Source organism: Azospirillum endophyticum (genome assembly GCF_016595245.1).
GTDB lineage: Bacteria > Pseudomonadota > Alphaproteobacteria > Azospirillales > Azospirillaceae > Azospirillum > Azospirillum endophyticum.
This window is the reverse complement of sequence record NZ_JAENHM010000057.1, coordinates 70,437-93,857: the sequence shown is the minus strand read 5'-3', so window position 1 is coordinate 93,857 and position 23,421 is coordinate 70,437. Positions and strand designations below refer to the sequence as shown.

The window sequence follows — 23,421 nt, the reverse complement described above, 5'->3', positions numbered from 1 at the left end:
AGGAGAGGGCCGGCCATGACCGACGCCACATCATACGCGGCGGCAGCATCGGCCCGGCTCGACCGGCTCTGGCAGCGGGGCCGCGACTTCCTCGGCACCCGCACCGCCGTGATGGGCGGCGCCATGAGCTGGGTGTCGGAGCGGCATCTGGTCTCCGCCATCTCCAACGCCGGCGGCTTCGGCGTGCTGGCCTGCGGCTCGATGGCCCCGGACCAGCTGGCGGTGGAGATCGCCGGCACCCGGGCGCTGACCGACAGGCCGTTCGGCGTCAATCTCATCAACATGCACCCGGCGCTGGACCAGCTGATCGACGTCTGCCGCGAGCAGCGCGTCGGCCATGTGGTCGTCGCCGGCGGCCTGCCGTCCGGCGCCACCCTGCGCCGCATCAAGGACGGCGGGGCCAAGGCGATGGCCTTCGCCCCCACGCTGGGGGCGGGCCGGCGGCTGGTGAAGCAGGGTGCCGACGCGCTGGTGATCGAGGGAACCGAGGCCGGCGGCCATATCGGCCCGGTCTCCACCACCGTGCTGGCCCAGGAGATCCTGCCCGACCTGCGCGAGGTGCCGGTGTTCGTCGCCGGCGGCATCGGACGGGGCGAGGCGATCCTCTCCTACCTCGACCTGGGGGCGGCCGGCGTGCAGGTCGGCACCCGCTTCGTCTGCGCCACCGAATGCGTGGCCCATGCCAATTTCAAGCAGGCCTTCATCCGGGCGTCGGCCCGCGATGCCCAGCCCTCGGTGCAGATCGACCCGCGCTTCCCCGTCATCCCGGTGCGGGCGCTGGCGAACGACGCCTCCAAGCGCTTCATGGAGTTCCAGCGCGACGTCATCGTCAGGGTCGATGCCGGCACCATGAGCCGCGACGAAGGCATGCTGGAGATCGAGCATTTCTGGGCCGGCGCCCTGCGCCGCGCGGTCGTCGAGGGCGACGTGGAGACCGGCTCCCTGATGGCCGGGCAGAGCGTCGGGCTGGTCACCCGCGAACAGCCGGTGGCGGACATTCTGGCCGAATTGATCGCCCAGGCCGAATCGGCGCTGGCCCGGCGGTCGATGGATGAGGCATCGTTGGCAGGATTGGGGAGCCTGATGGCCGAGCCGCCCGTGGGAGCGCTGTAGCGACATGACGGACACCCTCGACACGGCAACCGGCGACGGTGGTATGGGCGGGGGGATGCAGCCCCGCTTCGACGGCACCTCGTCGCGCCGGCTGCTCGCCCGGCTGCGCGACATCATGGCCGGGTCGGGGTCGGGGCAGGACCGGCTGGACAAGATCGTCACCCTGATCGCGGCGGAGATGAAGGCGGACGTCTGCTCCTGCTACGTCATGCGCGCCGGCGAGGTGCTGGAGCTGTTCTCCACCGAGGGCCTGAACAAGACCGCCGTCCACAACACCCGCCTGCGCGTCGGCGAGGGCATCGTCGGCTACATCGCCGGCCACGCCCGGCCGGTGGCGCTGGACAATGCGCCCTCCCATCCCAGCTTCGCCTACCGCCCGGAGACCGGCGAGGACCCGTTCCAGTCGCTGGCCGGCGTGCCGATCCTGCGCGGCAGCAAGGTGCGCGGCGTGCTGGTGATCCAGCACAAGGACCGCCGCCGCTATGTCGAGGAGGAGGTGGAAACCCTCCAGACCATCGCCATGGTCGTCGCCGAGCTGGTGGCCCAGAGCGAGCTGGTCAATCCGGTGGAGGTCACCACCACCGGCGACCCCGTGCTGCTGCCGGCCCGCCTGTCGGGCACGGCGATGAGCGCCGGGCTGGCCATGGGCCTCGCCGTGATCCACCGGCCGCAGCTGACCATCCGCCAGATGGTGGCGGAGGATGCCGACGCCGAGCTGGAGCGCTTCAACACCGCGCTGCAGACCATGCACAGCGCCATCGACGACCTGCTGGAGGCGGCCTCGCTGGCCGGCTTGAGCGAACCGCGCGACATCCTGGAGACCTACCGGATGTTCGCCGAGGACCGCGGCTGGCTGTCGCGCATCCGCGAGGCGATCCGCGTCGGCCTGACGGCGGAAGCGGCGGTGCAGCAGGTGCAGAACGACACCCGCGCCCGCATGAGCCATCTGACCGATCCCTACATCCGGGAACGGTTGATGGATTTCGAGGATCTGACCAACAGGTTGCTGCAACATCTGGCCGGCAAGACCAACGGCACCGATGGCGCGACCCTGCCGGACGACATGATCCTGGTCGCCCGCTCGATGGGGCCGGCGGAGTTGCTGGATTACGACCGCACCCGCCTGCGCGGCCTGCTGCTGGAAGAAGGGTCGCCGGCCAGCCATGTCTGCATCGTCGCCCGCGCGCTCAACATCCCGGTGGTGCAGGCGGGCGACGCGCTGAACCGGATCGAGCCGCTCGACCAGCTGATCGTCGACGGCGACCACGGGCAGGTCTTCATCCGCCCGGCCGAAGACATCCAGATGGCCTTCTCCGAGGCGGTGGCGTTGCAGCACCGCAAGGAGCAGATGTATGCGGAGATCCGCAACCTGCCCTCGGTGACGCGCGACGGCGTGCCGATCTCCATCCAGCTGAACTGCGGCCTGCTGATCGACCTGCCGCACCTGACCGCCAGCGGGGCGGAGGGAGTCGGGCTCTACCGCACCGAAATTCCCTTCATGGTCCGCGCCTCCTACCCCGACGTGACGGCGCAGACCACCCTCTATTCCCGCATCATGGACGAGGTCGGCGACAAGCCGGTCGTCTTCCGCACGCTGGATGTCGGCGGCGACAAGATGCTGCCCTATATGACCGGCGGCGAGGAGGAGAACCCGGCGCTGGGCTGGCGCGCCGTGCGCATCGGGCTCGACCACCCGTCGCTGCTGCGCCAGCAGCTGCGGGCCTTGCTGCTGGCCGCCGCCGGCCGGCCGTTGTCGGTGATGTTCCCGATGATCGCCGAGGTCGCCGAGTTCGACGGCGCGCGCCGCCTGCTGGAACTGGAGCTGAAGCGGCTGGAGGCCCAAGGGCTGGCGCCGCCCAGCGGCCTGCGCGTCGGCACCATGCTGGAAGTGCCGTCGCTGTTGTGGCAACTTCCGGCGCTGCTGCCCAAGCTGGACTTCCTGTCGGTCGGGTCCAACGACCTGATGCAGTATCTGTTCGCCGCCGACCGCGGCAACCCGCGCACCTCGACCCGCTACGACCCGCTGTCGCCGTCGATGCTGTGCGTGATGCGCCGGCTGGTCGACGAATGCGCCCGGCACAAGGTGTCGCTCAGCATCTGCGGCGAGATGGCCGGTCGGCCGCTCGACGCCATGGCGCTGATCGGCGTCGGCTTCCGCACCCTGTCGATGTCGCCGCCGTCGGTCGGCCCGGTGAAGACCATGCTGCGCTCGCTCGACGTCGCCGCCCTGCGGCAATACATGAGCGGGCTCTACACCGGCGCCGACCACAGCCTGCGCGACAAGCTGAAGACCTTCGGCAGGGATCACGGCGTGATCATCTGAGGGTCTTTGCCCCCCGGTTTCAAAAGAAGCCTCAAAAGAGAAAGGGCGGAGCCGTCATGGCCCCGCCCTTTCCCCTTGATTTTTCCTCTTGTCGGCTCCGTCAGCCGATCATCGCCCGTCAGGCCGGCTGGGCGCCGGTGCGGATGCCGGTGTGGACAATGGTCCCAACATGCTCGCCGCGCAGCGCGGCGGTCAACCGGCCGGGCACAAGCCCGTTCACGATCTGCACATGCTCGAGGTGGCGCGCGTTCGCCATGATCTCCGGCAGCGACCGGTCCACCGGCAGGGTGCCTGCGAAGCGTGCGAGATCGGCGGCGCTTACCTCGCGCAGCAGCTCCGCGGTCTCCCCGTCGGGACCGTTCGGGTCGGTGGTGCAGATGCCGTCCACGTCCTCCACGATGGTCAGTCCGGCGGCACCGAGCGCGTCGGCCAGCAGGAAGGCGCCGGCATCGGCCCGGTGCGGCGGGATGCGCGATCCCGGGAACTCGTGGTGGTGATAGGGCGGAAAGGCGCTGCCGACGACCGCCCGCGCCGCCGCCAGATGGATGGCGAGCTGGTTCGCGATGGTCGGATGCTCGACGTAGGAGACGCCGTCCGGCGCCAGCAGCGAGGCGAGGATGTGGCCGTTCTGCCCGGCCTCGCTCGCGGCGAGCGGCGCCAGCGACCCGACCGGCAGGCCGAGGTCGAGCCCGACGCCGTAGAGATGGCGGGCGCGGATGCCGGCGCCGGTCAGGATGAGCAGGCGGTGTTCGGGCAGCAGCTCGCGGATTTCCTTCACGACCGGAAGGATGGCGTCGGCACCGCGGTCCATGATGGAGCGGCCGCCGATCTTGACGACCTGCAGCCAGGGCAGCAGCCGGATCGGCCGCACCCCGGCGACGGGACGGGTCAGCTCGCTGTCGAGGAGGGTCTGGCGCGCGAGCGGGGAGACCACATGCTTGATGCTGGTGGTGGTATCGGACATGGCGGTGGCCCTTCAGCGCGCGGTGATGATGGTGCCGACAGGCTCGCCGGCGAGCGCACGGGTGAGATTGCCGGGAACGAGCCCGTTCACGATCTGCACCTGACGGACATGGCGCGCCTGCTGCAGCAGGTCGAGCACCGGGAATTCGAGGATCGAATCCTGCAGCCCCTTCGCCTTCATCTCGTCGACCGAGATCTTGGGGATGAAGGTGGCGTCCTTCGACGTCTTCGGGTTCGCGGTGTAGAGGCCGTCCTCGTCCTTCACATAGATCATCGCCTTGCAGCCGAACTGCTCGGCGACCAGGAAGCAGCCGGCGTCGGTGCGGTAGGGCGGGATCACGCTCTCGGCGGCCGGGCGGATCCACAGCTTGTAGGGCGGCATGCCGCTGAAGACCACGCCGTTCACTTCGGCCAGATAGAGCGGAACCGTCGACAGGCCGGCGCCGTCGACCGCCGAGATGCCGTGCTTCGCCAGGAGCTGACCCAGCATCGCGGCGTTCTGGTCGGCCACCGAGGCGCCGAGCTGCGCCAGCACGCCGGCCGGCAGGTTGAGGCCGGCGGCGATCGAATAGAGGTGGCGGGCGCGGGTGCCGGCGCCGGTGCCGATCAGCAGCTTGTGGGCCTTGCGGGCGGCGACGATCTCGTCCACCAGCGGATAGACGGCCGCGCGGCCACGGTCGATGACGCTCTGTCCGCCGATCTTGAGCACCGTGGCATCCGGCAGGATGCGGAAGTCCGCCGCCGTCTCCGCCGCCGCTTCGAGCTGCGCGTCGGTCAGGGATCGCTGCATGAGGAGCGCTTCGAGCGCCGCCGTCGTTTCGGTCATCGGGAAGCTTCCCTTTCGTCAATCCGTGTCGGCGCCTTGCCCGCCGCCGCCGACCATCGTGACGGGATAGGCTCGATACGCGCCAGGAACCGGCGGAAAGTTGCGCTCCTTCTCCCCGATCCGTCAATGGAGAAACGGGAAATATCTTTACATTTCATAGCGTTATAAAGTCGTGGCTCATAACGTGCCCATCTGTTGGGCCGTGCTGCCGGCGGCCTTGGAAACGGTCAGTTCGTGGCGAGGATGACGTGGGAGGCGTCGATGAGGGCACAGGCCGGGTCGCCGGCCGCGAAGCCGAGATCCTTCGCCGCCGCCAGCGTGACGATGGCGACCAGCGTCTTGCCGTCGCCGATGTCGAGCGTCACCTCGCTGTTGACCGCACCGTCCTCGCGGTGGGCGACGATGCCTTCGATCCGGTTGCGCGCCGAGGTGCGGCGTGCCTCGTCCGCCGGGGCGAGGATGACGAAGGACGACTTGATCAGCGCGGTCGCTTCGCGCCCCGGGAACAGTCCGAGTTCGCGCACGCTGTCGCGGGTGATGACGGCGGTCAGCGCCACCTGGTCCGACAAGGCGAGCGTCACTTCGGCGTTCACCGCCCCGTCGGTGATGGCGGTGACCGTTCCGCCAAGTGCGTTGCGTGCGCTGGTCCGCATGAAAAGCCCCCACATCAAGGTCGCCGCGGACAGGCCGCTCCCGTCCGGTTCCGGCTGCATCGCGGTCAGCACCCGCGCCATCTCGCCCTCCAGATGGTGGAAGACCGTCACCACCCGCGCCCCCTCCGGCGTCAGGACGGCGCCGCCGCCTTTGCGCCCGCCGGCCCTGCCATCGACCAGGGGGCGGCCGAACAGGTTGTTCATCGCGTCGACGGCGTCCCAGGCCGCCTTGTAGGTGATGCCGACCGCCCGCGCCGCAGCGGAGATGCTGCCCTCCCGCGCCACCGCCTCCAGCAGCCGGATGCGGTCCGCGCCGACCGGCGACGCGTTGGCCGCGGCGAAGGATAGCTGGGCGCGAATCGGCATGGCCGACCTCGTGGATATGGTTATATAGTTATACTATATAACCATAGATTTACTGGGCTTATCACGGACTTTTTTCCGGTGAGGGAACGGCGGCTGTCGCCGGTCGCGACGGGAATGGGCAGCCCGGCCTCTGCCTGCAAGGACATGCCACAGGAGGATTGCCCGACCCTTGCCGAGCCTGATACGCTATATCCGTTTGAATATAGAGGTGCGGGCATGCCGATGGTCCATCTCCCGGTTCTTCGCAGGTCCGCCGCCGGCGCGGTCGGCGCGCTGCTTCATGACGAATGGGCCGCCGCCTTTCCCGATCCGCCCGGGCTTCCGGCCGGCACGCGGCGCGCCCGCATCTGGGACATCGCGCCGAACCTGCATTGCTCCGTCATCGGCACCTGCCTGAGCACCGGCGAACTGCGCCAGTTCTTCGTCAAGCTGGGTGAGGCCGACGCCCGCACCGCAACCGATCACACCCTGCATGGTCGTGGCGTCCAGTTGGCCGGGCAACGCGGCACGGCCGGCAAGCTGCTGCACAAGACGCTGGACCGGCGCCATGACACGGCGGTCCGCCGCTTCGCCAAGGCCGGCACGGCCGAGGAGGTCCGCCGGCTCTGGCTCCAGTCCTTCGAGCAGGGCGACATCCCCGGTGCCTATTGGGCCGTGCTGACCCACCCCGCCACCGACATCGTCCTGGCGCAGGAGGTGTTCGGCGAGGTCCATATGCTGTCGCACATGGTCGGTTCCTCGAACCGGCTCGACATCGCGCGGCTGCGCCGGACCGAACAGGCCCTGGCCGAGCGTGACGACACCATTTCCCGCCAGCAGGCGCGGCTGAAGAGAGCGGCGGAGGAGCGGGCCGGGGTGTTGCTCCGGCTGGAGGCCTTGGAGGTCCTGGCCGCCCGGACAAGAAACGAACCGGCCGCAGTGCCGGTCACAGCCGATACTGCCGACGTTTTGCGGCGCAAGCTGAACGACGAGAAGGCGCATGCAGCGGCCCTTGCCGCGCGGCTGGCGGAAACCGAGGAGTCCTTGCGGGCCGCGGCCAGGAGCATCGCCGCTCTGCAAGCACGGGAAAGGGCGCTCCAGGCCGAATTGGCCGCCTTCGAAGCGGCGTTGGCCGAGGAGGGCGCGTGCGGGCGGGGATGCGGCGAGGATGCCGGCCCAGGCCATCTCGCCGGCCGGCGCCTGCTCTATGTCGGCGGACGGCCCGGCCTGATCGGCGCCCTGCGGACGCTGACCGAGCGGCGGGGCGGCACGATGCTCGCCCACGATGGCGGGGTCGAGGACAACGCGGCCCTGCTGCCCGGTCTGATCAGCCAGGCCGACATCGCCTTCTTTCCGGTGGACTGCGTCAGCCATGCCGCCGCCGGACGCATCAAGACGCTGTGCCGTCAGGCCGGCAAACCCTTCGTCCCGCTGCGCAGCGCCAGCATCGCCAGCTTCATCGCGGCCATCGCCGCCCCACCGATCGAGGTCGAGGATCCATGAGTCCGCTCCGCCGCCTTGCCACCCTGACGCTGCTGGCAGCCACTGCCGCCGCCATGTCGGCCGCCCCTGTGTCCACGGCCCGTGCCGAGGACCTCGTTCTCTATGGGGCGGGCAGCCTGCGCGCCGCGATGACCGCCATCGCCGCCGACTATGCCAAGGCGACCGGCAACAGCGTGCGCACCGCCTTCGGACCGTCCGGCCTGATGCGCGACCGGATCGAGGCGGGCGAGGCGGTCGATCTCTTCACCTCGGCCGACATGGGGCATGCGCTGACCCTGCGCAAGGACGGGCGGGCCGCCGCCGCGGTGATGTTCACCCGCAACCGGCTGTGCGCCTTCGCCAAACCCGACGCCAGGCTGGAGCCGGCCTCCTTCGCCGAACGGCTGCTCGACCCGTCGGTCCGGATCGGCACCTCGACGCCCAAGGCCGACCCCGGCGGCGACTACACCTGGGAGATGTTCCAGCGGATCGGGCAGCACCATCCCGGCGCCTTCGCCACGCTCGACGCCAAGGCGAAGAAGATCGTCGGCGGCAGCACCGCGGCCGACCCGTCCGATCCCGACCCCATCGCCTCGGCCTTCGCGCGCGGCGACATCACCGTCATGATCGCCTATTGCAGCGGCGCCGAGCAGCGGCGCCAGGCCACGCCCGACCTCCAGGTGGTGCCGGTTCCGCCACCCTACGCCACCGGTCCCGAATATGGCCTGGCGATCACCAGCCTTCAGAAGCCGGCCGCCGTCGGGCTGATGCTGGCGATCCTGTCGCCGGAAGGGCAGGCGACGCTGGCGCGCTTCGGTTTCGACCCGGTCGGCCTGCCGTCGGACGGGGAGCGCTGACCATGCCCCGCCCCCTCCACGGACACCCGTCCCTCGCCGGCATGCCCCCGGTCCGGCCCCCGTTCGACGACCGCTCCGACGTCGCGGCGGTCGTCTATGGCGGCACGGACGATCCCGACAGGCTGCTCTCCGGGTTCCTGCTCGACCTGCAGACTGAGGGCTTCGACGCGGTGGGGATCGTGCAGGTCCGCCGGGAGGCACCGTTGGAAGGACGGGCGGCGCACGGCTTCCGCCTGCTTTCCGGCCAGGGCACTCCCTCTCCCGATGAGGATCCCGGCGGCGAGGCGCTGGCCGACATCGGACGGCGGCTGGCCGCTCTGGTCGAAGGGCGACCCGACATCGTCGTGCTGAACCGCTTCGGCTGGCAGGAACTCAACGGCTCCGGCCTGCTCGACGTCCTGCACCTCGCGATGCTGCGCGAGGTGCCGGCGGTCATCGCGGTGCCCGAGGCATTGATCCCCCACTGGCTCGATCTTGCCAACGGGCTGACCGTCAGGCTGCCTTGCGACCGTGCCGCGCTGGACCGCTGGTGGGTGTCGCTGTGGCGGGCACCGCCGGGCGGACGTCCCCCGACGGCGTGCGAGCGCGACAAGTAACCGCGATCCCCGCCACGCCATCATCGTCAGACAGAAGGGGCCGGCTCCCACGCGCCGGGCGGCGCGTCCGGACCGATGGGGACACGCGCATGCTGGTTCGTCACCTGTCCTATCTCGTCACGCTCGCCCGCGAAAAGCACTTCGCGCGGGCCGCGGACGCCTGCAACGTCGCGCAGCCGACGCTCTCGGCCGCCATCCGCAAGCTGGAAGAGGATCTCCAGGTGCCGCTGGTGGTGCGTGGCCACCGTTTCCTCGGCCTGACGCCGGAAGGTGAAACGGTGCTGGCCTGGGGGCGGCAAATCCTCACCGATTACGAAAGCCTGCGCGCCGATCTGTCGGGGTTGCGTCAGGGGCTGACCGGCACGTTGGGGCTGGGGGGGTGCCGACGGCAATGCCGGCGGTGTCCTATCTGACCGCCCGCTTCGCCGCTGCCCACCCGGCCGCCACCGTCGAGATCCGGTCGATGACCTCGCGCGCCATCCAGCAAGGCTTGGACGCCTTCGAGCTGGATGGCGGCCTGACCTATCTCGACAACGAGCCGCTGGACAATGTCCGCCGCATGTCGCTGTACCGCGAGCGCTACGCCTTCGCCACCCACCGCACCAACCGGCATGACCCCGCACATCTCCGGCACCTCGCTGTCGGCGCAGACCCGCTACGCTGCCGGCACCCGCGGGATCCTGGAATGCTGGTTCGAAGGCCGGTCGATCCGTGACGAGTATCTGATCGTCGACGGCGGCAGGTTGGCCGGGGTCGGTGCCCACTCCTACAGCGCCGGCAACGCCACCGGCGGCTCGGAGGAGGCCGCGCGGTTCAAGGCGACGGGTCCCGCCTGACCGACGCGGATGACCCGCCCCGAGAGCCTCCCCTTGGCACGAGCGGGCATCTGCCGCTAGATACGGATGAGCGCGATCACTGAGAGGCGGACGTGACGGACTCGGCGGCTTACCATCGCCTGATGGCGTGCTCGGTATCCGGCGGCCTTGCCGATACGCAGGATCTCGGGCGCATGCTGCTGCGCCGCTGCAGCGACGCTTCGGCACCCTACCCGTGCGCGTTGGGGCTGCCCCCGGACAGGCTGGGCGCCCTGGTCGGGACCGTCTTCCCGGAGGCCGCCGCCGGCTGGACGCCGGGGCGCTGCTTCTCCCGGCACGTCCATCGTCTGGCCGACGCGGACGCGGAGCATCACCACGCCTGCCTCGTCTCCATCGACTTGGCCGCGCCGGAGATCCTGCGGCCGGAGATCCTGCGGTTGAAGCGCGAAGAGGAGGACTTCCTCGGCCTGCTGCTGCGCAACCGCAGTACGGACCAGCCGATTGCCGCGGCCTTCGCCGTCATCATCGCGCGGGCCTGTTTGGAGAACGACCATCTCTGGCGCTCCCTCGGACTGGCGGGGCGCAACTCCCTGGCGGACCTGCTCCGGCGCCATTTCCATCCGCTGGCGTCCGCCAACACCCGCAAGCTGCGCTGGAAACGCTTCTTCTACGAGCGGCTCCACGCCGAAGGCCGGCCCACCGACCGGCCAACCGTCTGCGATGCCTGCGCCCATTATTCCGACTGCTATGGCGACATCATCCCGACGAGGCCGCACGGGCCATGATGACCGGAAATGCCGGTGCGGTCCGATAACCCGCTGGGGCCTTGTGATGGAAAATCGGTCCGGCAGCTTGGGGCAGCGCTGAAAGCGCACCCGGAATCGCTGCACGCCCTGGCGAGGTGACGCATCACCCTGCTCCGAGACAGGGAGCCTTTTGACAGGGCGGCCACAGTCGATATATCCGTACAGATACATCGACGGCGGATAGCAGGTGGGGCTGGCAGGGGGCCTGCTGCGCCGGCGAGACGGAAACGGCTTTTCTTGGGGGCGAGATGCGTAATTCCCATTTGTATATCACGTTCACGATTGGGGTGTTGACCGGTGGTGGGGCGTTCGCCGCCGATGCCGCCAGCGATCCGGCCGTCAATGCCGGGGCCGGCGTCTTCACGCTCGGCCAGATCAACGTGTCGGCCCAGGCGGCCGGGCAGCCTGTCGGCGGTTCCAGCCTGTCGGCGGACGAGATGCAGACCTTCAACAAGCAGTCGCTCGATCAGGCGATGGACATCATTCCCGGCGTCACGTCGTCGGCGACCGGCGGGCAGCGCAACGAACGGCTGGTCTACATCCGCGGCTTCGACCGCTACCAGATTCCGGTGATGATGGATGGCGTGCGCATCTATCTTCCCGCCGACAACCGGCTCGATTTCGGCCGCCTGCTGACCCCCGATTTGTCGGAAATCCAGGTGTCGAAGGGCTACGCCTCGGTGCTGGACGGACCGGGCGCCATGGGCGGCGCCATCAACCTCGTCACCCGCAAGCCGACCCGCGCCTTCGAAGCGGAACTGCGCCAGGGACTGTCCTTCGACAACCGGGCGGCCCTGGGCGGCTACACCACCTACGGCATGGCCGGCACCCGGCAGGAGCGCTTCTACCTGCAAGCCAGCGGCACCAGGACCGAGACCACCCACAGCCGCCTGCCGGAGAGCTTCAAGCCGGTGGCGTCGGAGAATGGCGGCAACCGCGACCAGTCGCAGACCGCCGATTGGTCGGTCAACCTGAAGGCCGGCTTCACGCCCAACGACACCGATGAATACTCGATCAATGTCCAGAAGCAGTCGGGCAGGAAGGGCGCTCCGCTGAACGTGAACGACAGCGTCGCCAACCAGCGCTACTGGAGCTGGCCCTACTGGGATTTGCAGAGCGTCTATTGGCTGTCGAACACCAAGCTCGGCAGCGCGTCCTACGCAAAGACCAAGCTCTACTACAACACCTTCCAGAACGGGCTTTACGCCTTCGACGATGCCGGCCTGACGCGGCAGGCGACGTCACGCTCCTTCCGCAGTTACTATGATGACAAGGCCTATGGCGGCAGCGCCGAACTGGGCACCGACCTGATCCCGATGAACACGCTGAAGGGCGCCCTGCATTTCCGCCGCGACGACCACAAGGAATGGCAGCGCCTCTACCCCGGCAATTTCCTGGAGCCCAAGCAGCGGGACCTGGAGGACACCTGGTCGGTCGCGCTGGAGAACAGCTTCCATGCCACGGAGGCGCTGGACATCGTGATCGGCGCCAGCCACGACTGGCGCCGCCTGCATGAGGCGCAGGACTGGAACGGCACCGCCACCGGCTCGATGATCGACTACAGGCGCGCCGACAGCGACGCCACCAATGCCCAGGGTGCCGTGGTCTACCGCTTTTCCAAGACCGGCGAGGCGCATGCCAGCATCTCCGCCCGCAGCCGCTTCCCCAGCATCTTCGAGCGCTTCAGCACCCGCTTCAACGGCACCGCCTCCAATCCCGACCTGAAGCCGGAAAAGGCGATCAACTACGAGATCGGCGCCTCGGAGCGCTTCGGGTCCACCCGTGTCGAGGGCGCCGTCTTCCTCAGCCGCCTGCGCGACGTGATCGCCAACGCGCCGATCGTCATCAACGGCCAGGCGACGACGCAGAGCCGCAACATGGCCTCCGGCCTCTACCGCGGTTTCGAGGTCGCCGTCACCACCAGACTGACCCCGACGCTGGAGGTCGGCGGCAATTACACGCTGACCATCCGGACGCTGTCCGACCCCAACATCCCGAACTTGAGGGCGGTCGGCACGCCGAACCACAAGGTCTTCCTGCATGCCGACTGGCGGCCGACCGAACAGCTCGGCATCGTCCCGAGCGTCGAGGCGGCGAGCGGCCGCTACAGCCAGAGCACCGCGGGCACCGTGTTCCTCGGCAACGGTGGGTATGCCCTGGCCAATCTCCAGGCCAGCTACGACCTGACCGCCAACGCACAGCTGTCGGCCGGGGTACGCAACCTGTTCGACGCCAACTATTCGCTGGCCGACGGCTTCCCGGAGCCGGGCCGGACGATGTTCGTCACCGCACGCTACAGCTTCTGATCCTGGCCGGGCGCTTGAACCGAACCGGTCAAGCGCCCGATGGCGGCCGCCTCACGCCACGGCGTGCAGGCGGCCATTCTCCAGGCGCAGGCTGCGGTCGGCCCAGCCGGGAACCGGCAGCGATCCGTGGCTCGCCAGCAGGACGGCGGAGCCGTCACGGCGGGCGGCGGTGGCCAGCACCGCCAGGGCATGGGCGGCGCGCTGCGGGTCCAGCCCGCTCAGCGGTTCGTCGAGCAGGAACAGGCGGGGGCGTCCCGCCACCAGCCCGGCCAGGGCGACGAGCTGGCGCTCCCCGACGCTCAGGCTCTGCGGAGAGCGCTCCGCCAGCGACGTCAGGCCGAATTGCGCGATCACCCGGTCGACCCGCTCGGCCCGGTCGGGTGGGCACAGGCCGGCACGGGTGAGGGCGAAGCCGATCTCCGTCCGCACCGTCTCGGCGAAGAAATGGCGCGGTGGGTCCTGGGGCAGGAAGCCGACGCGGCCCGGCAGGTCGCGCGGGCTGGGATTGCGCAGGTCGGCGATGGTGACGGTGCCGTCCTCCATCGGTTCCGCTCCGATCAGACAGCGCAGCAACCTGCTCTTTCCCGCGCCGTTGACGCCGCTGAGATGGAACCGCCGCCCCGCCGGCAGCGTCATCGCCAGCCGGTCGAACAGCGGCGTGCCGTCGCCGCGCGGAACCCGCAGCCCCTCGGCACACAGAACCGGCGCCGCCGGCAGCGCCCAGTTGCCCGGCTCCGCGCTCATGCTGTCCTCATCCGGAACGGCAGGCGCCGTACCGGTATCCGGAGCCGGCATGCATAGATGGACCGCGGGCAGGCCGGTCATCCGCTCGGGCCGATGCTCGCTGATCAGCAGGATCCGCCCCATGGCGAGGCGCCGGCGGATGACGGAGCGCAGCATCTGCACGCCGTCGGAATCCAGCAGCGCGAAGGGCTCGTCGAGCAGCAGCACCGCCGGATCGGCCGCCAGGGCGGCGGCGATGGCCAGGCGATGGCGTTCGCCCATCGACAAGGTCTCGATCCTGCGGCCGACGGCACCCTCCAGCCCGACCTCGCGCAAGGCGTCGGCGACCCGGACCGGGCTTTCCGCAGCCGACCGGGAACGGAAGCGGTGGCTGGCGACACTGGCCGCTTCCACCGCCGCCTCGACGGGACCGGAGCGCAGCGGAACGTCGGGAATCTGCGGTACGAAGGCGACCGGACAGGCCGCCTCCCTCGGCACCGCAATGCCGCCATCGACCGCCATCACCTGTCCGTCATGCCCCGGCAGACCGGCGAGCGCCCGCAACACGCTGGTCTTGCCGGTGCCGGTCGGTCCGGTGATCAGCCCGCATTGCCCAGCCGTCAGATGGATGCGGCCGAGTCGCAGCCACGGCGCTCCGTTGCCCAGTATGACGATGGGTGGCTTCATCGGTCGCTCTCCACGCTTTCAAGCCCGGACGGCGGATACGCTATATCCAAAAGGATACAGAGGTGTTGTGCATTGCACAAGCAAGCCAAACCGTGTGGGACCTGCCGTTACAGGGAGTCGAGGAAGGCCAGCAGTGCCTCGCGGTTCAGCGAGGGCATGCGACGGACCGCCTCGCGCGCCGGCTCGGCCTCGCCGCTGTGCCAGAGAATGGCCTCCAGCAAGCTGTGGGCGCGGCCGTCATGCAGATAGGTCGGGCGGTCGGTGACCGCCGCCGTCAGGCCGAGTCCCCAGAGCGGCGGTGTCCGCCACTGCCCGCCGGTCGCCTGGAAGTCGGGAAGCCCGTCGGCCAGCCCCTCGCCCATGTCATGCAGCAGCAGGTCGGTGTAGGGGTGGATGGTTCGGCCGGCCAGTTCCGGCAGGGCCGGCGACGGGCCGGTGCGCAGGGCCGGCGCGTGGCAGGCGGCGCAGCCGATGGCGGCGAACAGTTCTTCTCCTACCCGCACCAGGGGATCGTCGGTGTTGCGCCGTGCCGGCACCGCGAGGGCGCGGGTGTAGAGCGTCACCAGATCGAGCTGTTCGTCGCTCAACTCCGGCCCAGCCTCTCCCGCGTCCTCACCCGCCGCCGCCCGGCAGGCGGTCTGCACCGCCGTGCAGCCATGCTGCGGAAACAATGGCGAGGTCAGGCCGAGGTCGCCGTCGAAGGCCCCGGCATTCTGCTGGCGCAGGCTCGGCTGGTTGGCCTTCAACCCGAAGCGGCCGATTGCGAAGGCGCCGCGCGCCGCATCCCACACCAGATTGACCCGCCCGCGCACCCCGTCGCCGTCGCGGTCGTCCGGATCGGCGAGCGCCAGCAGATCGGCCTCCGGCACCGCCTCCAGCAGGCCGAGCCCGACGAGCGGCGGCGCCATCCGCACCGAGGTCATCACCTCCGGCCCCAGCGGCCCGTAGCCGAGATTGCCCAGCCGCAGGTCCGGCCGCCGCAGGGCGACCGGCGTGCCGTCGGCCAGACGGTCGATGCGCTCCGACCAGACCAGCGTCGCCCGGCCCTCGCCCGGCACGCCGGGGATGCCGTCGGGGTTGAACTGGTCGCCATAGACCGGATGCGGTCGCGGCGCTGCGCCCGCCCCGCCGCCGGGCACCGACAGCCGGACCAGGGTGGAGCGCATGCTGTCGCTCTCCCCCTCCGGCGGTTCTCCCCGGCCGTTCTTGGCATGGCAGGCGACGCAGGATTGCCGGTTGAACAGCGGGCCGAGCCCGTCGAGGTCGGGCCGCACCTCCGACGGTCCGACGGTCCACACCTGCTGGAACAGCGAACGGCCGGCATGGAAGGCGGCACGGTGAACCGGGTCGAGAGCCGGCAGCGGCCTGGAGAAGGCGTCGCGTCCCTGGACCGGCGCCGTCACCGCCTCATCGGCCCGCAAAGGCATTGCGGCAACCGACAGGGCGGCGGCGAGAAGGACAATCCGTCTCATGGCGTCGGCAGAGCCCGATGGGCGAGATCCAGCGCCTCGGCCTGGGCGGCGTCGATGCGGGCCGACCAGTCTTTCCGCATGGCCGCCTGCTCCTCCGGGTTGCGATTGGAACGGCGGTCCTGGACGCTCGGAGCGAGACGGTCGGCGTCGGCACCGGCGACCGGAACGAAGCCGGCCAGCGTGCGCGCCCTGCTCACCAGGGCGGCGCGCTCCGGGTCGGGCTTGGCGGCCAGGGCGGCTTCGGCGGCGTGGACGGCGCCCCACAGGGTCTTCAACCGGTCCTGCCGCTCGGCGATCAGGGTGTCGAACAGCGCCGCGATCAGGCCGTGGCGGTTCAGCCCCTTCTCCATGTCGTACGCGTAGGCTTCGGCCCCGATCCTCTGAAAGGGATTGACGGTGCCGGCCGGCGCCTGGGTGTAGACGTCGGGACGCACCGGATAGCGGCGGATGTCGGGATGGAACAGCAGCGCCTGGCCCGGCGCCGACAGGACGAAATCGACGAAGGCGCGCGCCGCGTCCGGATGCGGCGCGGCCCTGGTGATCGCCACCTGGGCCGGCAGGAAGGCGGTGCGGGGCGGATAGACCAGCGCCACCGGATGGCCGTTGGCGATGGCGCTGCGGGCGAAGAAATCCACCGTCACGGCGACGTCGGCCTCGCCGTTCACCACGCTTTCGCTGACCTGCCCGCCGCTGCCGACCAGCGTCGCGTCGGCCGCCGCCTCGCCGAGCAGCGCCCAGCCCGCTTCCCAGCCCTCCGCCTGCAGCAGGATGTCGTAGAGCGCTCCGGAGAAGCCGACCTGTCCGGCGATGGGCAGGGCCAGCCGCCCCTTCCAGCGCGTCGCCGCCAGATCGCGCCATGTCGCCGGTTGCGTCAACTTGTCGCGCTCCAGCGCCGCCGGGTTGACGATCAGCCCATAGCCGGCGACCTCGAACGCCTCGAAGAAGCCCTGGCGGTCGGAGACCATCTGCCCGTCGACCACGCCGGGCAGGACGGCACGGTCCACCGCCAGCGGGCGGAAGGCTCCGGCGTCGCGCATCCGCGGAAAGCTCCCGAGCGAGGGCGTCCAATAGACGTCGACGCCGCCCTGGTCGGGCTTGGCCAGTTCCGCCGCGGCGTCGCGCGACGGCTTCCAGACGATCTGCAGGTCGGTGCCGGGATTGGCGCGTTCGAACGCCTGTTCGTAGCGCTGGACCAAGTCGTCCGGGTAGCTGGTCATCACCACGACCCGCTCCTCCAGCGCCCAGGCCGTTCCGGAACCAAGCATCAGGGCGGAGCCGAGCAGCGGGACGGCGATCCGGCGGAAGAGCGGGCGCATGGTGGGTGGCCTCTCCTTGGCTATATTCCATGAGATACAGCGATAACCCTATACGGACCGGCTCCTCCAGGCAACGGCAGCGATGGCTTGGCGGACGCGACTCGGCGGAAGCGGCGCATGCCCGGGGCATCGCCACGCCATCCTCAGCCCAAGAAGGCCGATCGTCTCCAGCGGCTCGTTGCCGCGGAGGCCTGGGAAATCAGTCGCTCGCCATCAGGCGGGATGTCGCCGCCTCGCGCTCGGCGAAGGATGCCCGTGCCCGCTGGATCTCGGCGTGGTGCGTCTCCGCCCAGATCCACACGCCGCAGAACGCCGCTCCCAAACTCTCACCGAGCGGCGTCAGCGTATAATCCACATGGGGCGGGATGACCGGGTGCACCGTCCGCCGCACCAGCCCGTCCTTCTCCATCTGGCGCAGGGTCTGGGTCAGCATCTTCTGGCTGATCCGGCCCACCGCCTTGCCGAGCTGCGTGAAGCGCAAGGTGCCATGGTCGTGCAGGGCTTCGAGGATCAGCATGGTCCATTTGTCGGCCACCTTGCCGATGACGTCGTGGACCAGGGCCTCGATGGCCGGATCGACCGTCTCGGGAACCGGCTCCCTGCGCCGTGCCTCGATCTGCGGGTCGGGCGACGCCTTGCGCATCCTACACTCTCCATTTGGTGCGTATAAATCTTTTCGGTGCCTACTTCTGGCTGGAGAGTGTGGGCGATACCTTTCGAGCGGACAACGGAGAAAGTCATTCTCATGAAGACCCAAGGTAACACCATCCTGATCACCGGCGGCGGCTCAGGCATCGGCAAGGCTCTGGCCCACCGTTTTCATGATCTCGGCAACAATGTGATCGTCGCCGGCCGTCGAACCGATGCGCTGCTGGAGGCGATCTCCGGCCGTCCGAACATGCATGCCATGGCTTTTGATGCCGACAGCGCCGCGGGTGTCGCCGACTTCGCGCGACGGGTGACGGCGGAGCATCCGGCTCTCAACGTGCTGATCAACAATGCCGGGATCATGCGCTTCGAGGCGTTGGACCGGCGCCGTGACCTTGGCGACGCGGAGGCGACGGTCGCCACCAACCTGCTCGGCCCCATCCGGTTGACCGACGCCCTGGTCGAACATCTGGGCCGCCAGCCCGATGCCGCCCTGGTCAACGTCACCTCCGGCCTGGCCTTCGTGCCGCTCGTGTCGGCCCCGACCTACTCGGCGACCAAGGCGGCCCTGCACAGCTACACGGTTGCCCTGCGCGAAGCGCTCAAGGGCAGGGTCGAGGTCATCGAGCTGGTGCCGCCGGCGGTCCAGACCGACCTCACCCCCGGGCAGGCCACCCGTCCGGGCTATCTGCCGCTGGCCGACTTCATCGACGACGTGATGGCGCTGTTCCAGCAGCAGCCGACGCCGCGCGAGATCCTGGTGCAGCGCGTCGCCTTCCAGCGCCAGGCCGAGGCGGAGCACCGCTTCGACGAGGCGGTGACGACGCTCAACGAAATGGCCCGCAAGGCGCGCGAGGCGCAGCAGTAGGACTGCGGACGGGCTCCGGACGGGGTTCAGCGACGGGGAGGGTCCCGTGGAGCCGCCCCGGCCCGGGCGACGGCATCGTCGATGCCGGTCTCAGGCCGCCTTGATCGCGCTGAGGAAGGTCTCGACCTCCCGCCGCAGGGTTTCGGACTGTCTGGCCAGCTCTCCGGCGGCGCTCAGCACCTGGGTGGAGGCCGCTCCGGTTTCCTGGGCGGTCTCGGTGACCTGGATGATGTTGCCGGACACCTCCTGCGTGCCCGCCGCCGCCTGATGGACGCTGCGGGAAATCTCCGCCGTGGCGGCGCCCTGCTCTTCGATGGCGGCGGCGATGCCGGTGGAGATGTCGTTCACCTGGTTGATCGTCCCGCTGATCCCGTCGATCGCCTGGACGGCCCCCTTCGTGGCCTCCTGGATCGCGGCGATCTGGCTGGAGATGTCCTCCGTCGCCTTGCCGGTCTGGGTCGCCAGGCTCTTCACCTCGCTGGCGACGACGGCGAAGCCCTTTCCCGCCTCGCCGGCGCGGGCCGCCTCGATGGTGGCGTTGAGCGCCAGCAGGTTGGTCTGGCTGGCGATGTCGGTGATCAGCTTCACCACGTCGCCGATCCGCTGCGCCGCGTCGGCCAGCCCGCGCACCGTGCCGGTCGTGCGGGCCGCCTCGTCGACCGCCTGCCCGGCGATGCGGGTGGAGCGCGCCACCTGGTCGCCGATCTCGCGGATCGACGCCGCCATTTCCTCGGCCGCGGTGGCGACCGTCTGCACGTTGGCGCTCGTCTGCTCCGCCGCCGCCGCCACCACGCTGGCTTGGCTGTTGGTCTGCCGGGCCATCGCCGCCATGCCCTGTGCCGTGGCGTCCAGTTCCGAGGCGGCCGAAGACACCGTGCGCAGCGCGGCCGCCGCGCTGTCTTCGAAGCCGCGGATCAGGCGGTCGATGGTCTCGGCCCGCCTCTGCTTGGCGGCCTGTTCGGCGGCCTGTTCGCGCGACAGCCGGTCGGCCTGGATCAGGCCGTCCTTGAAGACCTGCAGCGCCTTGGCCATGCCGCCGATCTCGTCGCCGCGCTCCTGGCCGGTGACGGGCTGGTCGAGCTTGCCTCCTGCCAGGGTCCGCATCGCCTCCGTCAAATGCCGGATCGGTTCGGACACGGTGCGGCGGGTCAGGACGATGCCCAGACCGAAGCAGCCGGCGAGGCCGGCCGCCGCGATGATCAGCGTCCACAGCCGGGCGGCATGGAAGGTCTCGGTCGCCTCGGCGGAGCTCCGCTCCATCGTCATGTTGGTCTTGCCGATGAGTGAGCGGAGCTTGTCCAGAACCACCTGGAACTTGGGATTGAAGCGCTCCTCCATGAAGCGGTTCGCCCGCGCGTTGTCGTTGGTCAGCGCTATCCGTTCCGCCTCCTGGCCGAGACCCATCAGCGCCTCGAAATCCTCCGTCTCGCGCCGCATCTCGTCGGCCAGGGCCGGCTGTGCCTTTGCCGTCAGGGCGATCCGTTCCTTGAAATTGGCCGCCTGCTTGTCGATGGCGTCCATGAGGCGATGCATCTTGGCCACATCCTCCTCGACGATCATCATGTAGACGAGCCGGCCGATTTCATTGAGCGAGGAGGTCGTGCGGGCCATCAAGGTCGCTGCGGTGGCGTCTTGGTCGAGAAGGCTCGTGTAGCGCCGGTCCAGCCGGTCCAACTGGAGCAGGCCGTTGGCAGTCAGGCCGATCGCGAGGGCTGCCATGAGCAGCAGGGTCGCCAGTACCTTGTAAACCATCTTGAGATTTTGGAACGCCATCTCCCATCTCCTCTGGCGGGGACACGCCGGTCCCGTAGAATGTATCGATTGAAGAGGAGCCTAGACCTGGAAAGCTAAAAATGAAGCATGAAAAGTGTGTAACTGCGGTGGCAACTTGAAACGATTTCTAACATGTGGAATAAAAATTCCAAAAAACGCGCTATTTGTTTCCGAAATTCGAAGTATAAGAAGCGGAAAAATTATTGTGCTGCGCGGAATTTTCTACCAACGCGATATGGTTATTTTTAGATTTTTTGTTAATCAGATATTCTTTCTTATGTATTCGTGAAAGTGACGTGACGTGCTCCGAAGTTGAGAAATTGTAATAAACACACATTAATTATTTGGAAAAGTTCTGTATCATCGTTGATGGCGGGAACTGGAGGTATGATGTGCAGTTTAAAGGACAGAAAATGGTACCTGACCCAGCATCCTGACGGAGGCGGTTTGGCACCCTGTCAAACTTCAAGATCTTCTGATTTGAAGAGTGCCCGACCAGACTGTCGGCGGCGCCATTGGGCAGGGCTGGTGCTTTCCTGTTTGAGAAAATGACGCCCAAGATGACTTTGGTCGACAAATCCACACATCACGGAAATCTGTGCCAAGCTCTCCGTCGTGTGAGCCATCAAAGATTTTGCACGTTCGATCCTTCTTCTCGTTATCCATTGGTGCGGAGTCATGCCCGTTGACGTTCGGAATGCGCGTGCGAAGTAGCTCGTTGATAACCCGCACTCTTGACTAAGCATCGCGATTGATGGGTCATTGACGAGGTTGGCCTCGATATAGTCGCAAGCACGACGAATCTGCCAGGGGGCCAAACCGCCCATTCCCGCGCAGCCACATTTTCGAACTCCGCCATAGGTGTGAACAACGTGATCATGGAATGCGAGAGCAATGTATTCCACGAAGGCTGTCGTCACCTGAGTGGATTTAAGGATCGCCAGCAATATGGTGAGAGCCAAATTATAAAGTACCAAATCATCCTGCCCAAGGAATTTGGCGCTGAGGCCACCGACTCGAGGCAAACCCTTTTCATAACCCATGTGATCTATTGCCGTTTGCGGAATATGGAAACGAACGCTGTTATAGGCCGTCTCAAGGCTAATTTCATTTTTTGATGACAAATCGAACAAATATGCCTTTCCCGGATCCTGAATGACGGACTGTCGTCTTCCGTCGATGGATACGACCGGATAGCGCGTGCTTATCAAGGGAATATTGAAGACGAAGGCCTCTTGCCGGGGAGATGGCGTGGATAGACCAAACTGCACGTCCTGGCTTTTGAAATGCGAGAAGGCGATTTCCGACCCGCCGGCAACGCGTGCAGCGATGGTCGGAGGCGGCGGAATCTTGAAGCTTTCGCCGATGGCAGAGGCAATCCGGTCGGCAAGCACGAGAGCCTCCCTTCGATCGGCCGCCTCACGATCTCCCAAGAGAGTCCCTGACAAGGATCTCTCACAGGCTAGGGGGCAACATGAGGCGTAAGAAGTCCCTGTAAACCGCTGGATTGTACCAGCGAGGACCACTCCTTACCATACCCCCGTCCGGTCACGGATCTATGATCCGCTCATGGTGAACGCGTTCTCCGGCAAGCGGAAGGCTTGCTGAGCGGGACCGAATACATGGCCGGCGACAGTTCTCGCTGGTGGGCATAGCGGCCTGCACGAGCGCTTTTGCCAGCAGGGGGGAACCGGACTGGGCCAAGCTGCCCTTGCTGCGCGCTTGGTACGAGAGAGTTGCCGTCCGCCCCGGTGCCTTTCGCGGGATGGCGGTTTTTTGGCCGCATCCGGGTCGCAAGGCCGGAGGCGCAGCCCAGGGCATCGGGGCAACACGGCATCGTCCCTTGACGATAAGAGCATATGCTCTTATCTTCGAATACAGAGCATATGCTCTTATCCTGAGAGGATCGAAGCGATGAGCGAAGCGGACATTCTTGTGAGCGGCGCGACCGGACGGACGGGCGGCAGCGCCATCGATGAATTGCTCAAGATGGGCAAGCGGGTCAGAGCCTACGTGCGCTCCGACGACGGGCGGGCGGCCAGCTTGCGCCAGCGTGGCGTCGATATCGCCGTCGGGGATTTCACCGACATCGACGACATCCGCGCCGCCATGGAAGGCATCGGTTCTGCCTATTTCCTTCATCCGATCGCGCCGGGAATCATAAGTGGCGCCGCCTATTTCGCCCAAGCCGCCAAGGAGGCCGGCGTCACGGCGATCGTCAACATGTCGCAGATTTCCGCGCGCCGGGAGTCTGCCAGCCATGCCGCGCAGGATCACTGGGTTTCCGAGCGGGTCTTCGATTGGTCCGGCGTGGCGACGACACATCTGCGCCCGACCTTTTTCGCCGACTGGCTCGTCTATCCCCATTTCGCCAAGGAGATCTGGGCGAAGAAAAAGATCGAATTCCCCTTCGGGAACGGACGGCACGCCCCGATCAGCACCGACGACCAGGGACGTGTCATCGCCCATCTTCTGGCCAATCCGAAAGGACACGAGGGCAAGGTCTACACCCTCCACGGCCCGGTCGAAATGGATCACACCGAGATTGCCGCCGCCATGAGCGAGGTCCTCGGCGAGAGGATCGAGTACGCGCCGACGTCGATCACGGAATTCAAACAGAAGATGGAGGACTTTTACAAATTTCCCCCGTTCCTGACACAGCATCTGGTTGAGGTCGCCCAGAACTATCGTGACGGCATCTTCTCCGGCACCAATGATGCCGTCGAGAAGATAACGGGGACTCCGGCGCTCTCCGTCCAACAATTCATCGCCCGGAATCGAGCCGCTTTTGCCTGACCACCGGTCCGAACGGACAGAGAGTCGGACAACGGCCATCTCCCCCATCCGTT

20 protein-coding genes are annotated in these 23,421 nt (G+C 67.8%); 11 read left to right on the top strand and 9 right to left on the bottom strand.

Annotation, left to right across the window (positions count from 1 at the left end; translation table 11 throughout):
• Positions 1 to 15: 15 nt before the first annotated feature.
• Positions 16 to 1,113: an NAD(P)H-dependent flavin oxidoreductase gene (locus tag JHL17_RS18330; protein WP_200195201.1), complete on the top strand. Its 1,098-nt coding sequence runs from the start codon at positions 16 to 18 to the stop codon at positions 1,111 to 1,113.
• Between the two features lie 4 nt (positions 1,114 to 1,117).
• Positions 1,118 to 3,436: a phosphoenolpyruvate--protein phosphotransferase gene (gene ptsP / locus JHL17_RS18325; RefSeq protein ID WP_425599632.1), complete on the top strand. Its 2,319-nt coding sequence runs from the start codon at positions 1,118 to 1,120 to the stop codon at positions 3,434 to 3,436.
• A 118-nt stretch (positions 3,437 to 3,554) separates the two neighbouring features.
• Here the strand turns inward: ptsP and JHL17_RS18320 are convergent, their stop codons facing one another.
• From JHL17_RS18320 to JHL17_RS18310, 3 genes are all read right to left on the bottom strand, one after another.
• Complete coding sequence (locus JHL17_RS18320; RefSeq protein WP_200195199.1) at positions 3,555 to 4,400, bottom strand: amino acid kinase family protein; 846 nt, start codon at positions 4,398 to 4,400, stop codon at positions 3,555 to 3,557.
• 12 nt (positions 4,401 to 4,412) lie between these two features.
• A complete protein-coding gene (locus JHL17_RS18315; RefSeq protein WP_200195197.1) occupies positions 4,413 to 5,225 on the bottom strand; it encodes an amino acid kinase family protein in 813 nt (270 codons plus the stop codon).
• 227 nt (positions 5,226 to 5,452) lie between these two features.
• Positions 5,453 to 6,244 (bottom strand): TOBE domain-containing protein, encoded by a 792-nt coding sequence (locus tag JHL17_RS18310; RefSeq protein WP_200195195.1) that lies wholly within the window; start codon positions 6,242 to 6,244, stop codon positions 5,453 to 5,455.
• Between the two features lie 216 nt (positions 6,245 to 6,460).
• Here JHL17_RS18310 and JHL17_RS37125 point away from each other — a divergent pair, with 216 nt between their 5' ends.
• From JHL17_RS37125 to JHL17_RS18280, 7 genes are all read left to right on the top strand, one after another.
• Positions 6,461 to 7,726 (top strand): DUF2325 domain-containing protein, encoded by a 1,266-nt coding sequence (locus JHL17_RS37125; RefSeq protein ID WP_247893639.1) that lies wholly within the window; start codon positions 6,461 to 6,463, stop codon positions 7,724 to 7,726.
• Positions 7,723 to 8,562 (top strand): substrate-binding domain-containing protein, encoded by an 840-nt coding sequence (locus JHL17_RS18300; protein ID WP_200195193.1) that lies wholly within the window; start codon positions 7,723 to 7,725, stop codon positions 8,560 to 8,562. Before JHL17_RS37125 ends, JHL17_RS18300 begins: the two co-directional genes overlap by 4 nt.
• Positions 8,563 to 8,564: 2 nt before the next feature.
• Positions 8,565 to 9,158 (top strand): DUF2478 domain-containing protein, encoded by a 594-nt coding sequence (locus tag JHL17_RS18295; RefSeq protein WP_247893638.1) that lies wholly within the window; start codon positions 8,565 to 8,567, stop codon positions 9,156 to 9,158.
• A gap of 89 nt (positions 9,159 to 9,247) precedes the next feature.
• Positions 9,248 to 9,571, top strand: a complete 324-nt coding sequence (locus JHL17_RS37120) for a LysR family transcriptional regulator (protein ID WP_247893637.1) — start codon at positions 9,248 to 9,250, stop codon at positions 9,569 to 9,571.
• Entirely contained in the window at positions 9,550 to 9,873 is a 324-nt protein-coding gene (locus JHL17_RS37115) for a LysR substrate-binding domain-containing protein (RefSeq protein WP_247893636.1), read from the top strand. Before JHL17_RS37120 ends, JHL17_RS37115 begins: the two co-directional genes overlap by 22 nt.
• 213 nt (positions 9,874 to 10,086) lie before the next feature.
• Positions 10,087 to 10,758: a nitrogen fixation protein NifQ gene (locus tag JHL17_RS18285; RefSeq protein WP_345773834.1), complete on the top strand. Its 672-nt coding sequence runs from the start codon at positions 10,087 to 10,089 to the stop codon at positions 10,756 to 10,758.
• 311 nt (positions 10,759 to 11,069) lie between these two features.
• Positions 11,070 to 13,085, top strand: coding sequence for a TonB-dependent receptor plug domain-containing protein (locus JHL17_RS18280; protein ID WP_200195191.1), 2,016 nt, complete (start codon positions 11,070 to 11,072; stop codon positions 13,083 to 13,085).
• 51 nt (positions 13,086 to 13,136) lie between these two features.
• Here JHL17_RS18280 and JHL17_RS18275 read toward each other — a convergent pair whose 3' ends face one another.
• The 4 genes from JHL17_RS18275 to JHL17_RS18260 all read right to left on the bottom strand — a co-directional run bounded on the left by JHL17_RS18275 (position 13,137) and on the right by JHL17_RS18260 (position 17,926).
• Positions 13,137 to 14,495, bottom strand: coding sequence for an ATP-binding cassette domain-containing protein (locus JHL17_RS18275; protein WP_247893635.1), 1,359 nt, complete (start codon positions 14,493 to 14,495; stop codon positions 13,137 to 13,139).
• 107 nt (positions 14,496 to 14,602) lie between these two features.
• Positions 14,603 to 15,967, bottom strand: coding sequence for a di-heme oxidoreductase family protein (locus tag JHL17_RS18270; protein WP_200195189.1), 1,365 nt, complete (start codon positions 15,965 to 15,967; stop codon positions 14,603 to 14,605).
• Positions 15,964 to 17,283 (bottom strand): ABC transporter substrate-binding protein, encoded by a 1,320-nt coding sequence (locus tag JHL17_RS18265; protein ID WP_200195187.1) that lies wholly within the window; start codon positions 17,281 to 17,283, stop codon positions 15,964 to 15,966. Before JHL17_RS18265 ends, JHL17_RS18270 begins: the two co-directional genes overlap by 4 nt.
• Before the next feature lie 199 nt (positions 17,284 to 17,482).
• Positions 17,483 to 17,926, bottom strand: coding sequence for a winged helix-turn-helix transcriptional regulator (locus JHL17_RS18260; RefSeq protein ID WP_200195185.1), 444 nt, complete (start codon positions 17,924 to 17,926; stop codon positions 17,483 to 17,485).
• A 102-nt stretch (positions 17,927 to 18,028) separates the two neighbouring features.
• Here JHL17_RS18260 and JHL17_RS18255 point away from each other — a divergent pair, with 102 nt between their 5' ends.
• On the top strand, positions 18,029 to 18,799 hold the full coding sequence (locus tag JHL17_RS18255; protein ID WP_200195183.1) for an SDR family oxidoreductase: 771 nt from the start codon (positions 18,029 to 18,031) through the stop codon (positions 18,797 to 18,799).
• Between the two features lie 90 nt (positions 18,800 to 18,889).
• On the opposite strand, the gene JHL17_RS18250 is transcribed toward JHL17_RS18255, so the two are convergent.
• Together JHL17_RS18250 and JHL17_RS37890 are read right to left on the bottom strand one after the other, a co-directional pair.
• Positions 18,890 to 20,572: a methyl-accepting chemotaxis protein gene (locus JHL17_RS18250; RefSeq protein WP_247893634.1), complete on the bottom strand. Its 1,683-nt coding sequence runs from the start codon at positions 20,570 to 20,572 to the stop codon at positions 18,890 to 18,892.
• A gap of 458 nt (positions 20,573 to 21,030) precedes the next feature.
• Positions 21,031 to 21,966: a helix-turn-helix domain-containing protein gene (locus JHL17_RS37890; protein WP_200195181.1), complete on the bottom strand. Its 936-nt coding sequence runs from the start codon at positions 21,964 to 21,966 to the stop codon at positions 21,031 to 21,033.
• 520 nt (positions 21,967 to 22,486) lie between these two features.
• On the opposite strand from JHL17_RS37890, the gene JHL17_RS18240 reads away from it, so the two are divergent.
• Positions 22,487 to 23,368 carry an NmrA family NAD(P)-binding protein gene (locus tag JHL17_RS18240; RefSeq protein ID WP_200195178.1) on the top strand — a complete coding sequence of 294 codons (882 nt, stop codon included), beginning with the start codon at positions 22,487 to 22,489 and terminating at the stop codon, positions 23,366 to 23,368.
• The last annotated feature ends 53 nt before the right edge of the window (positions 23,369 to 23,421 follow it).